The organism is Hyphomicrobium sp. (genome assembly GCF_009026145.1).
GTDB lineage: Bacteria > Pseudomonadota > Alphaproteobacteria > Rhizobiales > Hyphomicrobiaceae > Hyphomicrobium_A.
Genome location: NZ_WBUE01000035.1, coordinates 1 through 15,016, shown reverse-complemented (window position 1 = coordinate 15,016; position 15,016 = coordinate 1). Strand labels below are relative to the sequence as shown.

The window sequence follows — 15,016 nt, the reverse complement described above, 5'->3', positions numbered from 1 at the left end:
GTCGGTGTGCCTTGGCCTGGCGGGCTTACTTCTTGTCGGTGGACGGCTTCATCGCGGCGACGGCGCCCTTGCCGCCGAACAGCAGATCGTTGTCGTCGATGTACCAGCGCTCGGTCTCGACGATCTCCGGCGGCTTGCCGCTGGCGAGGAGCCAACCGTCGACGGCGTATTGCTGCTTCGTCTTGTTCTCGACGAGGATGCCGGCGTAATGCGTCCAGCCGTCGATGCCGCGGCGCAGGTCCTCCTTGACGTGCATCGAGCCGACGCTGTGATGGCGGAACAGCTTGTGGCGCTCCATGACCAGCATGTAGCTCGTCAGGTTGGTGGCGACGTCCACGCAATCCATCTGGCCCGGATCGCCGTTGCCGGCCAGGTCGTCGCCCGGCCGGTCGCCGGCCGTGCCGACGGCAGTGTCGGCGCGGTGGCCCATCCACGCCAAGGCCGCCTTGGTCGCCTCGCGCTCGGCAGCCGGCGAAGCGGCCCCCTTGGCCATGATCTTAGAGACCTCGGCGATGTCGGCCGGGGTGAACTTGAAGGGCGTCTGCGTGCGGCAGCCGTAGGAGCTGCACACGAACACCTTGTCCTTCTCGGGCAGGCGCGCCTTGTATTTCTGGTAGTGGACCTCGATGGGGCCGCTGCCCTGATAGGCGCAGCCGCCAAGTGCCGTTGCCAGCACCGCCATCATAGCGCCCCGCCGCGCCGCCGCTGCCGCCGCGCGCAGCCCGGTCCGCCGCGTGCGCTCGCCTCGATTGTCCGTCACAGCCACCGCGCCTTGAACCCGCCCCCTGGGAAGGTCGTCGCTAACACGCGCGGTGATTCGGAGCATCGCTCCGGCGCGCGGCAATGCGCTTGCCTGTGCAAATGGACGAAGTGATGCGCGTGCGCATCCGCACGAGGTGGCGACGCACGGCGCACAAAAAAACCGCCCCGGGGGTACCGGGGCGGTTCAGTAACCGAGAGAGATAGAAGAGTGGCGATCAGAAGTTGATCAGAGCGCCGCCCTTCACGTAGTCGAAGTCATCGGTGGCGCAGCCAACGGACAATCCCAGAAGGGCCGTGTTGACGGCGCTGGCGCAACCCGCGCCCGAGATGTCAGCCGAGATGTGGCGGTAGGAGATCCACAGCGACATGGCGGCCGCGTCGATTTCCTGCACCACACCGAGACCCCAGAGCTGCGAGCTGGCGCTGAAGCCCATGTCGACCAGGATGTCCGGGTTGGCGTTCGAGAACTTCTCGTACTCGCCATAGAGCACCGTGTGGCCCAGCGGATGCCAGCGCTCGCGCAGACCGCCCTTGATGTAGTAGGTGTCGCCCGAAGCCCGGTTCAGACCACCGACGAACGTGTTGGTGACGGCGCCGGCAGTGTTCGTGAAGTTGACTGTGGCAGTGACACCATCCGGATCGATGTGACCGTAGGCGCCGTACAGCCACAGGCCGGTCGGCACGTGCTCGATGTAAGCGCCGAGCTGGAAGTAGTCGATCCAGCGGTTGTCACCCTGCGCCGAAGTCGGGTTGAGCGCGAGGATGTTGTTGTAGGCGTTGATCGTGATGCCAGTGTTGACCAAGCCCGGCTCTCTGAAGAAGTCCTGGCTCCACTGCGAATAGGCAGCGGCGACAGCGAGCTTGATGCCGTTCCACTCACCCGAGTAGCGGGCCGCGACGTCCCAGAAGTCGTCCTCACCCCAGGCCGCGGAGACCGAGAACCCACCGAAGGTCGGCGAGTCGTAGCGGACCGAGTCACGCGGAGCGCCGAAGCAGTCACCGCCGGTGCCGCCACCACCGTAGCAGAAGCCGCCCAGCGTCTGCCAGTTGAGAGCGGTCAGACCACCGGTGGTGCTGTTGCGGACGAGGAAGGCGTTGTAGTCGAACATGACCCAGTTCGCCGGAACCAGCGAGCCGGAGCCGTCGACCAGGATCGCGGCGTTATCCGACGCCGACGACTGCAGGCCGACGCCGAGCTTGCCGAGGTGGTCGCTCTTGATGAACCAGTAGGACTGCAGGAGCTGCACCGAATAGGCGCCCGACGAAAGGTTGTTGGGCTGCAGCGCCGACACGTTGTGCTGCGAGAACTGGTCGATGGTGAGCGAGTCGCTGTCCATCGCTTCCACGTGGATCACGTAGCCGGCCGACCAGCCTGGAGAGATGGTCGCCTGACCGGTGAACTTGAAGTGCGAGGCGAGCGTCGAGCCCAGACCCGTCACGTAGACGTTCTGCTCTGCGCCGTCGTCCCAGTACATGACCTGCTCGCCGACCCAGCCGGATACGGTGAGCGAGACCTTGCGGTTGCCCTTGCGGGCCGTGGTTGCTTCGAGTTCAGCGATACGCTCTTCGAGATCTGCGCAGCAATTCCCCCCGAGGTCGGCTGCGGATGCGCTGCCAGCGGAGAGACCGCCCGCTAGCAGGCCCGCTGCCACCAGGGCGCTAAGGCTGAATTTATTCATCATTAGTCTCCCGTCTTCGTCTCAGCTGATGGCGGACGCTGAACAAAAGGAACGCGAGACAAAAAACCGCCCTAGCAATGCGCAATGCGTATCCCTCAAGGATCGCTGCGTGCCAGGGCGGACACTGCTGTGATTCGTAGGAGTGCAACAATTAGGCAGTGCCGAATTCGTGGTGACGAGTCCACGAGTGTGGCGGTGGGGCCACGAGAGTGCGGACGGTAACACTTTTGAAACCGACGCAATCTATGCGCCGGCCGGCGCCTGGGCGCGCCCCGCACCTGGTCAGGAAAGCGAGGAAGGGTCAAGGGTTTGCCGCCGCTGCCGCGGGGCGCGACGGGCCGCGCCTATGGGGCGCCGATGAGCGGTCGCCCGAGCGCCGTCAGCGGTTGCCATGCAGCCCTCGCCGGCCGTCATATTCCGCTGGGGATGGGATGTGGATATCGCTTGGGTCAGCCGCACATGCGCTGCGTGAGCGGCGCGGCTGACTGGGCGGCGCCAGCGATTGCGGCTGCAACGTTGGCGCGCCACGAGCGCCGCGCCGTAGGGCAGAGATGTCGCCGCGATAGAGGATAGATGTCATCGGGCAGGGGGCCGGAACGCAAGAAGCCGCCCTTTGTGGGGCGGCTTCCGCATTTTTGAAGTGACAGGCAGGCGATCAGAAGTTGATCACCGCGCCCGTCATCAGGACCTGGAAGTCCTCGAGCGGCTCGGAGTCCTGGACGACGCCGCCGCGGGCAAGCTGCAGATCGAACTCGTAGTGCCGGTAGAGCGCGTAGAGCTTCATGTCGGCAGCATCGATCTTCTGCATGGCGCCGAGACCCCACATGTCGACCTCGCTGCTAAAGATTTGCGCGGATTGGGCGCCGAAGGAATTGATCGGATCGCCGCCGTTGACCGTCTGGGTGATACCGCCGCCGGTGTACTGGTAGTACTGGCCGAACAGCGTGGTCTTGCCGAGGTGGTTCCACTTCTGCTGGATGCCGACTTCGGCAGCCCAGAACTTGTAGGTGTCGTCGACACCGGTGCCGGCGAAGTTCGCAGCCGAGTCGACGGTGTCATCCCACATCTCGCCGGCCGCGAAGTTGCCGTAGAGACCGGACTTGGTGTCGAGGACGCTGATCGATCCGGCCAGACCCTGGCACTTCGAGTTGGTGTTGGGGTCGACGTTTCGCGCCGGGCAGCCGTGGGACGCGCTGTCGTCGACGTTGTCGGTGTTCTCGCTGTAGGCGATGCCGGCCTCGACCTTGATAGAGCCGAACTCGCCTTCATAGCGCAGGCCGGCGTCCCAGAAGTCGTCGCCGCCCCAGGCCGCGCTGGCGGTGAAGCCGGCGAACTCCGGCGATTCGTAGAGAACGGCCTCACGGCGATCGCCTTCACCCGGAGCCGCGCCCGTGCGGGCAATCAAGCGACGCCACTGAAGGCCATTTGTAGCCGCAGCAGAGCCCTCACGCACGAGGAAGAAGCCGCCGCCGCTGTCCTCGACGTCGGCGTACTTGCCAACGTCGCTCGTGCCGGCGAGGTTGATCTCGGTGATCTCCTGCGCAGCGCCCGGCGTGTGGCCGACCTGGATGGTGCCGTACTTCTTGCTCTTCAGGTTCCACCAGGCGTGACGAACGTCGAGGCCCGACTCGTCCGCGTTGATGGCGTCGAACTGGTTGTCGCGCTTGGAGTTGGCCGAGCGCACGCCAATCTCGATCTGGAAGTTGGCCGACAGATCGTCGTTGATCTTGGCGCCGCCCTTGAAGCCGAAGCGCGAGCGCGAGGCATCGTTGGTGACGACGTAAGCGTTCTGCTCGTCGCCGTCGTCCCAGAACATGACCGCCTGGTTGACTTTGCCGTAGACGGTCAGCTTGACCTTGCGGTTGCCTTTGCGGGCCGTGGTCGCCTCGAGCTCGGCCACCCGCTCCTCGAGATCTCCGCAGCAATCGCCGCCGAGATCCGCCGCCTGGGCAGAGACGCTGGTTCCCAGCATCAATCCGCCCGTCACGAGGATGGTTGCCCACCCCGCCTTACCTACTCCCCCGAACATATACGCAACTCCCACGAAGGTACGCCTCTACCAGGCCTTCGATCGACGCAACTGCACACACACGAACGCACAACTACGCGACCACGCCGCTCAGCCTGCACCGCCGTTACGCCGGTGAGCCTCGCTGCGCTGAGAGTTAGGGGAGAGCTTTGTCACAATAAACCGCAAAGGGCTTTGTGACAGTTCATGACAAAACTGCTGTGGCGAGGGGGCTATGCGTCAAGTGTTCCGTCTTCTTTCGGCGTCGACGCTGGCCCTTTGATCGGCTTGGGCAATTTCTTTCTGGGTGCGAATTGCCGATTTTTTCGGAGTGCGAATGCGCGGCTTCGGCCATTTCGTATCGCGGTTCCTGGCGTGTTGTGAGCCGAAGTCTTCTTGCTGCAAAAGAAGGCAGCGTCGCTGCGGCTGGCCGCGCGGCGTGGCCCAATGGTGAGCGTTGCCTCTCGTCATGGCCGCGTCGAGAATCGGCGCGCCGTATGCCTCGTGAAACGTCATCCCGCTGCAGAGCGGGATCTACGCAAGTCTCCGCGGGCACCACGGCTGTCGTTAAGCATCGACGCCGAAGCATCTCAACTCGCCTCACCAAGAGCGCGTGCGGAGCTGGCGTGGATTCCGGCCTGCGCCGGAATGACGGGAGGTGTCGGGGTGACGTTTTGTTGCGCATGCGTGGTCGCCATCCCAGGGGCCGAAAAGCAAGAAGCCGCCCTTGTGGGGCGGCTTCCGCATTTTTCGAAAGTGATGGTCGAGGCTTAGAAGTTGATGAGCGCGCCGGCCTTCACGTACTGGAAGTCCTCGAAGTCGATGGCCGTGCTGTCTTCCTGGTCGAGGTGGCGATAGGAAACCCACAGCGACATGGCTGCTGCGTCGATTTCCTGCACCACGCCCACGCCCCACAGCTGGAACTCGGAGTCCTGGCCAAGAGCGCCCTGCAGTGCGAAGTTGTCATCACCTTGGGCATTCTCGTACTCGCCGTAGAGCACCGTGTGGCCCAGCGGGTGCCAACGCTCACGGAGACCGGCCTTCACGTAGTACGTGTCAGCATCACCGACGAGCAGATCAGACTCGTTGTGGCCATAGGCGCCGTAGACGAAGATGCCAGTCGGAACGTGCTCGAGGTAGGCACCGACCTGGAAGTACTTGAAAGTGTCAGCGAGGATGACATTGCTGAATCCGCTGATTTCGTTATATGCAGCGGCAGCGGCGAACTTGAAGCCGTTGAACTCACCCGCATAGCGAGCGGCGACGTCCCACATGTCGTCTTCACCCCAAGAGGCCGACACCGAGAAGCCGCCGAAGGTCGGCGAGTCGTAGCGAACGACGTGCTGCGTGGCGCCGTTGCAGTCGCCGATGGTGCCGCCACCGAAGCACTTCACGTTATCGCCCCACTGGAAGCCGGAGCTGACACCAGTGGCCGAGTTGATGATGTTGAAGCTGTTGTACTCGAACGCCACCCAGTTGGCCGGAACGAGCGAGCCCGAACCGTCAACGAGAATCGCGGTGTTGTCCGACGCCTGCGACTGCAGACCGACCGACAGCTTGCCGAGGTGATCGCTCTTGACGAACCAGAACGACTGCAGCAGCTGGGTCGCATAACCCGGAAAGCCACCAGCACCTGTACCAGCCAACGCCGCAGGCCCGATGGCGTTTGCCTGGCTGATCGTCAGACTGTCGCTGGAGATCGCTTCGATGTGCAGCACGTAACCAGCGTACCAGCCTGGCGAGATCGTGGCCTGGCCCGTCATCTTGAAGTGCGAAGCCAGCGTTGATCCAAGGCCGACGACGTAGACGTTCTGCTCGACGCCGTCGTCCCACCACATGACCTGCTCACCGACCCAGCCGGAGACCGTGAGCGAGACCTTACGGTTGCCCTTGCGAGCGGTGGTAGCCTCGAGCTCGGCAATACGCTCCTCGAGATCAGCGCAGCAGTTGTTAGCCATTTAATCCGGCCACGGAAGCATCAGAGATTAAATGATTTTTTCCGAGCGCCTGAAGGGGCGTTCTAACCCAAATTCTAACCCATGGATTAAGAACGAGTGAGACTGATCGGCCCCCACTGAGTGGCCCAGGTGGAATGTTAGTTCATGGCACCTCCATCGGCTAGATGCCGCGTGGGCGCCGGAGCAAGCCGAGGCTGCGAAGGTGCGAAGGTGGCCACGATGCGGTGAGACGCTATGCGCGGCGCTGGCAACGAGCTCGGGATGCACAAATCGCTGAAGCTTATGTCCCGCTCTCGTTTGCGCCGGGGGAGGCTTATCAGTTCGACTGGAGCCACGAGGTCTTCGTCATGATGGGAATTGGCTTTGCGCGCCTGGCAAATTCGAGGGCGGATCGGGTCACGTTTTCGACGAAGCAGCGCACCCACCACCAGACGCCCAGCGTTTTCACGTTCCATAAGAAGGCGCGCAGGGTGTGAAAGAGGCTGCCCGTCACGGATGTGTCGAGGAGAATGTTGTGCCGCATTGCCCCACCTGCTGTCTGGATTTAACTACTAGAACCATGCCAAGGAACTCTACCTCACCCCGCGCCTGCAGCGGCTAGCTTACGGATGCTCGTCGTAACCCCTTGCGATCGCGGACTTTAGACTGGAACTCTAGGGAAGCGAGTGGGGCGGGGGTCCTGTCCACGGATTCCTAATCTTCCTGCACAGCTATTCGGGCAAGCTTAACGCCTGATGCAAATGATCCGTAATTGCGGAACATTGGGCGTCGATCGCAAACGTCGAGCAGCGAACGCTCCTTCGACATGATGGCCCCAGAGGGGGAGACCATCGACGGTGGTACTTAACACTTCCAATTGTAGCCGCCCGACAGGTGGTCCAGCCCGGCCTCACCGTACAGCGGATAGCTCTACGATGGCCGCGGGCCCGTAGGCTCGCTACCTGAGAGCATCACGAGGATTGCTAGCATGCTCTATCCGCTCTAGTGTAGTGGAGCGGGGCCATTGGGAAGTATGCGTCCATGAGCCTTAATTCTACGACGTTTACATCAGAACGCGAGCAGCAGGGTCGCGTCGACGAGCTTGCGATTTTGCGGCACGCCGAGCGCCTTAAGGTGATTTGCGGCCGGGAGCGCGCGATTAAGGTGCTCGAAGAGACGTTGCGAGAGGTCTCGTTGCCGAATCTCCTATCAGACCTGCTATCGAACGAGCAATTTGGCAGGTAGCAAGAAAGCTGATCCGTGCGTGTTAATTCCGCCACAAGTAAAGCCCGGGCAGTTGTCATTCGGGTTTTGTGCGTTGAATAGCAATGGGTGCGCCCTGTAGCCTTCGCTGCCGAGAGTGGCGGTTTGACTTTGTGAGTGTGCGTATGAGTACCGCGGCCGAGATCGCTTCGCGGGGTGGCGCTGTCGACCTACGTGGCGGCACGATTCCATTTTTCGAACCGCAGGTCGGGCCCTCTCGGGAATGCCAGTTTTCCGTTCCCACCTTCTACATCAACAGGGACTGTGACGAAGATCGTCGTGCTGCCATCGAGCTCGAGCTGAGGACAGCCGGTATCGCGGCGGAACGGATTCGCGCCGTTGAAGGCCTTGCCGTGCCGGAGGATTTGAGGGCCTACTTCTTTGACGCCGAGAGACTGAGTTCCGCACTCAAGCCGGGGGAAGTTGGCTGCTACGCAAGTCATCTGAAAGCCCTGAAGACTATGATCGAGCGTGGACTCGAATACGCGCTCATCTTGGAGGATGATGCGGTCCTCCCGCGCGATCTTCGAAGAGTGATTGACGACGTTCTGGCATGTCTTCCTCACTCGTGGGACCTCGTGCATTTGTGCGGCGATCCACGGCGTGCCGTAAAACCAGTGCGCAGGCTTAAACACCGTGGAACACTCGTTCGATATTCGCGCGTCCCCAGCGGCACGGTCGGTTATTTGATCAGCCGCGGCGGCGCTCGGAAGTTCCTGGCGCCAATTAAGAGATCGTGGCCCGTCGATACTGACTTTAGACGTCCTTGGCTGTTTGGGCTGGAGACATATGGCGTTGCACCAAAGATCATAGATCATAGCGACTCTCTGCCTTCTCCAATCCAGTCGATGGGCGGTCGCGCAAGGGCGCGCCGCGGCCTACCTCGACCGTCGTTCCATTCCTGGACAGGAAATCCCCTTCACTGTCCTGAAGGCGTCTACTATAATTTTAGGGCCCTTGGGCCGCTTTCGTGGGCGCGCTGCTCGCTGGAGAACGCGTATGCCAGGGCGGCTGGTATGCTGGGATTGAAAAGACTGGTGGGGCAACCTTAGACGGCCACTTTATCTGCGGAGTACGCTAGCTCATCGCCAGAGGCTGGCCGTCATGAGTTTTGCCAATGGCCTCTGCTGAAATATCTGCCGAAGCGCATCGGTCGCTCTTGAGATTGACCGGCGTCTGAGGCACGAGTCCCCCCACGAACCTCCTTACGCGGAACGGGCAGGCCGCGGGCCTATCGTTGGCCGCGGATCGCGGATAAACATCGCTACTGTTAGCCGAGCTTAAGAGCGCTAGGCTATCGCTGAGCAGCGACACCACTGCAGGGATCAACAGGGCCACAAAAAGCCAGAGTCTGAACCATATTTGCGCGTACATTCCAGTGTCAGTAGCGTTCAAGTTGGGGGTCGAGCGAATGCTTCAGAAGGCGAGTGAGTGGGCTGCCGCACCTAGGCAAAACAAGGCCCGCTCATCGATAGCATCACCTTGGGCGGTGCTTGAGCGTTTGGTTAGAGAGCGTTGGCGCGAATACGCAGGGCGTTACGCGATCGCACTCGTCTTCATGGCTATTACATCGGGTGCGACCGCTTTTACGGCGTGGATGATGAAGGATGTCGTGAACGATATCTTCGTGCGGCGCGACGAAACCGCCATGGTGTGGATACCAATCGCGATTGTTGTCATTTTCGTTGTTAAGGGCTCGGCGATCTATGCTCAGGAGGTTTGGCTAAGCCGCATCGGAAATCGTCTCGTCGCCGACTATCAGAGAAAAATCTACGAGCATCTGTTGCAGATGAACGTGGCTTTTTTTCAGAAATATAAATCCAATGATCTCATCATGCGCACGACGAAAGGTGCGGAAGCGGCGCGGGGTTTGATCAACCTAGTTGCCGTGAGTCTCGGTCGGGATCTTCTCACACTTGTCGCTCTCGTCGTCGTGATGGTGAGCCAGGACCCGCTCATGTCGGTCATCGTGCTGATTGTCGGCCCGATTGTCGGGCTCGCGGTTCGCAAAATGGGCCATATGGCGAGGAAGGCAGCACGAGTTCAGGCCGCGACCACAGCAACCACGATTGGGATTATTAGAGAGACGTCCCAAGGCGCCCGAATCATCAAGTCGTTTAAGCTTGAGGATTTGCTTAGCAAGCGCATGTCTTCCGCCGTCGAGACGATGGAGATCACGGCGAATAAGGCGGCGACCGTCCGTGCCGGTGTGAATCCGCTTATCGAGACTTTGGGGGGGCTGTCGGTTGCGGGCGTTGTTGCCTACGCCGGCTGGCAGATAACGCTGGGGATCGAGACGCCAGGCCACCTGATGGCGTTTGTCACTGCGCTGCTGCTCGCAGCAGATCCAGCGCGACGCCTCTCCAAATGCCACCTTGAGCTGAAGTCGTTCGCTGTTGGCGTGGAATTGATGTTTGAGATCTTTGATACGCCTGTTGCTGAGTCAAAGAAGGGTAAGGGGCCTCATCTGGTCATTCGTTCAGGCAACGTCCGCCTCGACGACGTTAGCTTCGCTTATGTGAATGGCAAACCAATTCTGCGAGGTCTTTCGTTGGCGGCCAACGGAGGAGAGACGACTGCCCTGGTCGGCCCCTCGGGGGGCGGCAAGACCACGGTCTTTGGCTTGTTGCAGAGGTTCTGGAAAGCGGGCGCCGGTCAGATCACGATTGACGGGCAATCGATTGAGTCTGTTGCGCTCGCCTCTTGGAGGCAAAAAATCGCACTCGTCAGTCAGGACGTCTTCCTGTTCGAAGGCTCTATTCGCGACAACATTATGGCCGCCCGACCGAGCGCGACTGATGCAGAGCTCAAAGCCGCCGCTCGTGCCGCTTATGCCCACGAGTTCATTGAACAGCTTCCACACGGCTATGAGACCCCCGTCGGTGAGCTCGGGGATATGATATCCGGAGGTCAAAGGCAGCGTATTGCCATCGCGCGCGCTTTCCTGAAAGATGCACCGATCCTCTTGTTGGATGAACCCACCTCCGCACTCGATAGCGAGGCCGAGAAGAACGTTCAGGAGGCACTTGGCGAGCTAATGAAGGGCCGTACGACGATTGTAATCGCCCATCGGTTCGGAACTGTTCTTCGTGCCCAAAATATTCACCTCATCGATCAAGGCCGTGTCGTCGAGTCCGGCACTCACAAAGAGCTCCTGCGTAGGAACGATTTTTATGCCCGCCTTTACCACCTCCAGTTCGAAGACCAAGTTGCAGTCCATCGAGCTTAACGAGCTAAGGTGCTATTTTCGCAGCTGCGCTGCGTCCCATTAGTACAGCCGCTCGGACCGTAACTGTTGGGGCCGCTTCAATTCAGGACCATTTAGTTCTTTGATTAACCAATGGCCTGCTGCGAGCCGAAGGGCCTCGAATGCGTCGTCCCCCAGGAAGAGCCCAATCGGAAAAGTTACTTTTGATGCGGATGGCGGATAAGTTAGACGCGTAAATAACCATGGACGAGAGCCAGGTCGTCGGGTCACTATTTGGCTGGGATGTGTGGGGGTGTCTGCATGAAATTTGCTCAGATGATTTGTGCGATGAGCGTCAACATTGGTGATGATATTCAGTCAGTCGCCGCCGCACGGTTGTTGCCGCAAGTGGATCAATATGTCGATCGAGAGTCACTGAATTCAGTGCCGGGTCCGAAACCCGTATGCATCATAATGAATGCGTGGTTCATGGCCGGTGACGGTTGGCCGCCGTCCCCTTTTGTTCGTCCAATCTTTGTCGGCTTTCACACGACACCGGGGTCGCAACCTAAGATAGGGAGACACAGCGAGTATCTTCGTCGCTATGAACCGATCGGTGTGCGCGATCGCGGCACCGCTCACTATCTGAATTCGCACGGAATAAGTACGGAGGTCACCTACTGCGTTACCTTAACGCTGCCGCCCCGCAATAAGGTGCCAGTACGCGGCAAGGTGGTAATCGTCGACGCGAACGACATCAGCGTACCTAGAACGCTTCGTCGGGGAGCCGTTCGATTGACGCACATCATTCCTGGGATGAACACAGCGACGAAGCTTCAATACGCGAAAGAGCTTATCGAGTTCTACCGCGAAAACGCCGCGCTCGTCATAACCCGTCGCCTGCATTGCGCTCTTCCGTGCATTGCCATGGGGATTCCAACTGTGTTCTTCGGAAATCCGAAGGATACCCGCACAATGATCGTCAGCGACATCGGCGGTATCATTTATAACAAGCGCCTTTACAGGGTCCCGCTGCTTAGCCAAGGTATGATTGATTGGTCACCCAGACCGCTCGATATTTCGCCGGTCAGACAACGCCTACTGCAGACAGTGGCGACAAGGTTGGAGACGGTCGGCTGCACGCCTGTTTCCGAGTAGAAATGGGCTTATACCGAAAAAGTTAGCCTACGCTTGGTGTCCCATCCTTATGAGAGAGGTCGGGTCGCGCAGGCTTATTGGGGATTGACCGCGTCCCTAGCGACAATATTTCAGGGAAAAACCGGGTCATCAAAGGTCGGCAATACTGTTCTACTTTGTGCTTGAGATAGGCCTGATCTATCTGCCCGAGAACTTCAAATTTCATTGGGTTTTGGAAAGCGTGGGACCGCTCCATGCGAACGGTTTCGCGTGGAAGGCGAGCAAAGTCAGCGATAATGGCAGCTTTAGCTGATATTTGGTCCGTACGGACAACAAGCAGCTTGTCTGGCGACACGATATCGAGGACTCTTTGATTGTGCATCGACCAATAAGACAGATACCCATCTAAGGTATACAGGCCTTTCTGCTTCAGCACCTGCTCGAGAGTTGAATGCCCAAAAACTTCCGGGCGAAAGCGTAGATCCCGCAGTCGCCTCCATTGATCCGTTATTTGGCGTCGAAGCGAGTCATTTATAAATGAGTCGAGCCACGAATAAGGATCACGAATAGTTAGCAAATATCGCGCGTCTTCGAACTCCGATATAAGCGCCTCCAATATGAAAAAGTTTAGTTGCGACGAGTCGACGTCTAGATTTAGGCGCCGATCTCTGTGCCGAACATAGGACCGCTGGTCCGCCTGTGTCATACGCCCGGCAGCGATTTCGAGGATCTTGAGAATTAACTTCCGGCCTTCAGGCTCATGCCTCGCGTTGACTGTGTCGTCAAACATCTCGGCTATGGAATGGGTGCCGCTTTTTGCCATTCCCACGCCAAATAGTTGCGAGCGACGGGGGCGGAGCCTTCTCCTAAGCTGATTTAGCGCAGAAAGCCGGAACGCTTTGCGTAAATACTCAACAGCGGCGTTCGCCATAGATTATGCTCCTAGCTCATATGCGATCTCTGTGGTTTGCAGTGGCTTAGGCTCATGCTCGCAGACACATCTCAGATCAAGCATTACCCCCCGGAGGCCGTCCCGAATGGGCGGCGGTGATCGACGAGTACTTCCCGCTTCGGGCCGGAGGCAAAAGAGTAGTGAAGCCGTGGATCAGCCCCCACTGAGTGGTCCAGGTGGAGTGTTAGTTTAGGGGCATGTTCGACGCCAGCGAGAGCGTGGCCGTCGGAGCTGGATGGGGTTGCGCAGATGGTACGCTCTCGTGAGCCCAGGGACGAACACTTCGGGCGCCGGTGGTCGTAACCGGGCGATCCGTGCGGACGGACGGTTGTAATGCCGGTGCCAACTCTTGATCACGATCTGAGCCTCGCGGAGGGAGTAGAAAATATCACCGTCGAGCAGCTCGTCTCTGAGGCGAACGTTGAAACCGCGGTGCCATGTTCCGACTATCCGGGAACACATCGACGCTGAAATTTTTCGGCCGCCGGCGAAGGAATACAAAGGAAGCCAAGAGCGGGAGTGTAAGGGGTTGCCCGGTTTTGGAAACACGTACGCGCCCATAAGACGCCAAGCGGTCAAGCAGAGTCTTAGTTGCCAAGAACGTCTGCAAACGCGCGGCAAGAGGTCCTTCCGTGCGGCGAGCGGCGCGATAAAATATTGCGGGATGCAACGATAGGTTCATGGGTGCGCGGTGCTTGCGCGCAAAAGCAACAAGCTGTTCCCCGACCGTAAACTCGTGGCCCTCCACGTCCATCTTTAAGACAACTCTACCCGCGTTCCCCGCCCTGCTCGTTATAGCGGCGGTGATATCGTCGAATGACACAGTCGCAACACTTATGGATTCGGAAGAAGGATCGCCGAGAGACGAGGTCATTGAGCCGCCAAAGCCCGTCTTTGCGAAAAGCTTGAGTGAGCCTGACCCGGTATCAATTCCAGCGCGCCAAACTTCTACTGGTGCGTTGTTGAGAGCTACATTCTCTTCAAGCTCGCTTGCGGCCACCGGATCGGGCTCGACTGCGATAACCCTCTTGGCTAGTGCTCCGGCGACAACCGCAATAGGACCTATCCAGGCCCCGATGTCGATGAAGGTTGTTTCTCGGTCAGTTGTATCCTTGACGAATCGCAGCGTGCAGTCTTCCCAGGCACCCGACTCAGCTTTGTGCCAAAAAGCGATACGTTCAGCTCGCTGCGCCGACACACGAATAACGCGACCTCCGAGCATAATGGTCATACCAAGCGGTGCTAGCTGACCGATCAGCTCAGGTGAAATATGAGGAATAGCCGTTGCTGTCATGCCATTACGCTACCTAATGTAACAAGGATCACTATTGACGGTGAGCGTAGCAGCGTTGCGCTATGGGATCAATCGTTTAGCGGATGTGAGTATTGCATTTGATTGGTCGGGCGCGTGCACCCTGAGCTGCTGCCGCGCGCGTCAGTGCAATCGCATGCCCCCCAGGCGGATGATGCGCCCGCTATTGGAGCCTGATGCTCTTTGGTTGGAGTAGTCACTTTCTCCGGCGGCATTCACCGCGGTCACGCGGTAGTAGTAGACAGTGCCGTGAACAGCGGACGTGTCGGAGTGGGTTGCCGTAGTTGTGCTTGTCTCCGTGGCAAGAAGTGTCGTCGCCGGCGAAGTCGTGTTGCGATAGATCTTGTAGCTGGTAATGCCGGAACTTCCGGAGCTCGCGGGAGCGGCCCAACTTAGAGAAACACCGCCGACTATTGATGTCGTGAGGAGATTAGTGGGAGCGTCGGGAGATACTACCGGCGTGTAGGTAATGACGATGATGCCCTGACGGCCATCAGCGCCGTTGCCTGTGGTCGCTCCGCCACCACCCCCAGCGCCGCCACCACCGGAACCGTTTGAAATCGTACCTGCCCCGGCAGTGCCACCAACGCGTGCACCGCCACCACCACCACCACCGCCCGGTCCAGCAGTTGCGCTATCACTTGTTTGGGTCCAGGTGGTATCTGGGGCACCGGTGCCGCCAGCATTCGTGCCGCCCCCGTCGCCGCCGCCTCCCCCGCCTCCGTTGGAACCATTACCGCCGTTCGGATTTCCTGCCGCACCGCCGCCCGAACCTGATC

The 15,016-nt window shown here is 59.6% G+C and carries 13 protein-coding genes and 2 pseudogenes; 4 read left to right on the top strand and 11 right to left on the bottom strand.

Annotated features, from left to right (window positions below; genetic code table 11):
* Positions 1-25: 25 nt before the first annotated feature.
* From F9K20_RS19155 to F9K20_RS19135, 5 genes are all read right to left on the bottom strand, one after another.
* Entirely contained in the window at positions 26-760 is a 735-nt protein-coding gene (locus F9K20_RS19155) for a hypothetical protein (protein WP_291005735.1), read from the bottom strand.
* A gap of 217 nt (positions 761-977) precedes the next feature.
* Positions 978-2,441, bottom strand: coding sequence for a porin (locus tag F9K20_RS19150; RefSeq protein WP_291005796.1), 1,464 nt, complete (start codon positions 2,439-2,441; stop codon positions 978-980).
* Positions 2,442-3,096: 655 nt separating this feature from the next.
* Entirely contained in the window at positions 3,097-4,470 is a 1,374-nt protein-coding gene (locus F9K20_RS19145) for a porin (RefSeq protein ID WP_291005732.1), read from the bottom strand.
* Between the two features lie 219 nt (positions 4,471-4,689).
* Entirely contained in the window at positions 4,690-4,965 is a 276-nt protein-coding gene (locus F9K20_RS19140) for a hypothetical protein (protein ID WP_291005731.1), read from the bottom strand.
* Positions 4,966-5,219: 254 nt separating this feature from the next.
* Positions 5,220-6,407: a porin gene (locus tag F9K20_RS19135; RefSeq protein ID WP_367115888.1), complete on the bottom strand. Its 1,188-nt coding sequence runs from the start codon at positions 6,405-6,407 to the stop codon at positions 5,220-5,222.
* Positions 6,408-6,613: 206 nt separating this feature from the next.
* Between F9K20_RS19135 and F9K20_RS19130 the strand changes: the two are divergent.
* Positions 6,614-6,763: pseudogene (locus tag F9K20_RS19130) on the top strand (IS21 family transposase); the annotation flags it as partial.
* On the opposite strand, the gene F9K20_RS19125 reads toward F9K20_RS19130, so the two are convergent.
* Positions 6,724-6,930 carry a hypothetical protein gene (locus tag F9K20_RS19125; RefSeq protein WP_291005802.1) on the bottom strand — a complete coding sequence of 69 codons (207 nt, stop codon included), beginning with the start codon at positions 6,928-6,930 and terminating at the stop codon, positions 6,724-6,726. The pseudogene F9K20_RS19130 and the gene F9K20_RS19125 sit on opposite strands and share 40 nt — an antisense overlap.
* Before the next feature lie 784 nt (positions 6,931-7,714).
* Between F9K20_RS19125 and F9K20_RS21385 the strand changes: the two genes are divergently transcribed.
* The 3 genes from F9K20_RS21385 (at position 7,715) to F9K20_RS19110 (ending at position 11,994) form a co-directional block, all read left to right on the top strand.
* Positions 7,715-8,701: a glycosyltransferase family 25 protein gene (locus F9K20_RS21385; protein ID WP_367115886.1), complete on the top strand. Its 987-nt coding sequence runs from the start codon at positions 7,715-7,717 to the stop codon at positions 8,699-8,701.
* 359 nt (positions 8,702-9,060) lie between these two features.
* Positions 9,061-10,878, top strand: coding sequence for an ABC transporter ATP-binding protein (locus tag F9K20_RS19115; RefSeq protein ID WP_291005725.1), 1,818 nt, complete (start codon positions 9,061-9,063; stop codon positions 10,876-10,878).
* Positions 10,879-11,157: 279 nt separating this feature from the next.
* Positions 11,158-11,994, top strand: coding sequence for a polysaccharide pyruvyl transferase family protein (locus F9K20_RS19110; protein WP_291005723.1), 837 nt, complete (start codon positions 11,158-11,160; stop codon positions 11,992-11,994).
* A gap of 22 nt (positions 11,995-12,016) precedes the next feature.
* On the opposite strand, the gene F9K20_RS19105 is transcribed toward F9K20_RS19110, so the two are convergent.
* The 5 genes and pseudogenes from F9K20_RS19105 to F9K20_RS19090 form a co-directional block, all read right to left on the bottom strand.
* Positions 12,017-12,904 (bottom strand): sulfotransferase, encoded by an 888-nt coding sequence (locus F9K20_RS19105; RefSeq protein WP_291005720.1) that lies wholly within the window; start codon positions 12,902-12,904, stop codon positions 12,017-12,019.
* Between the two features lie 210 nt (positions 12,905-13,114).
* Positions 13,115-13,351, bottom strand: a pseudogene (locus tag F9K20_RS19100) (integrase core domain-containing protein); the annotation flags it as partial.
* On the bottom strand, positions 13,314-14,147 hold the full coding sequence (locus tag F9K20_RS19095; protein ID WP_291005794.1) for an FkbM family methyltransferase: 834 nt from the start codon (positions 14,145-14,147) through the stop codon (positions 13,314-13,316). The gene F9K20_RS19095 and the pseudogene F9K20_RS19100, both read right to left, overlap by 38 nt.
* 213 nt (positions 14,148-14,360) lie before the next feature.
* The gene (locus F9K20_RS21380) at positions 14,361-14,708 is read right to left on the bottom strand and encodes a fibronectin type III domain-containing protein (RefSeq protein WP_367238419.1); all 348 of its coding nucleotides are present in this window, start codon (positions 14,706-14,708) and stop codon (positions 14,361-14,363) included.
* Positions 14,690-15,016: hypothetical protein (locus tag F9K20_RS19090; protein WP_291005718.1), on the bottom strand; the 327-nt coding region annotated here is incomplete at its 5' end. The genes F9K20_RS21380 and F9K20_RS19090, both read right to left, overlap by 19 nt.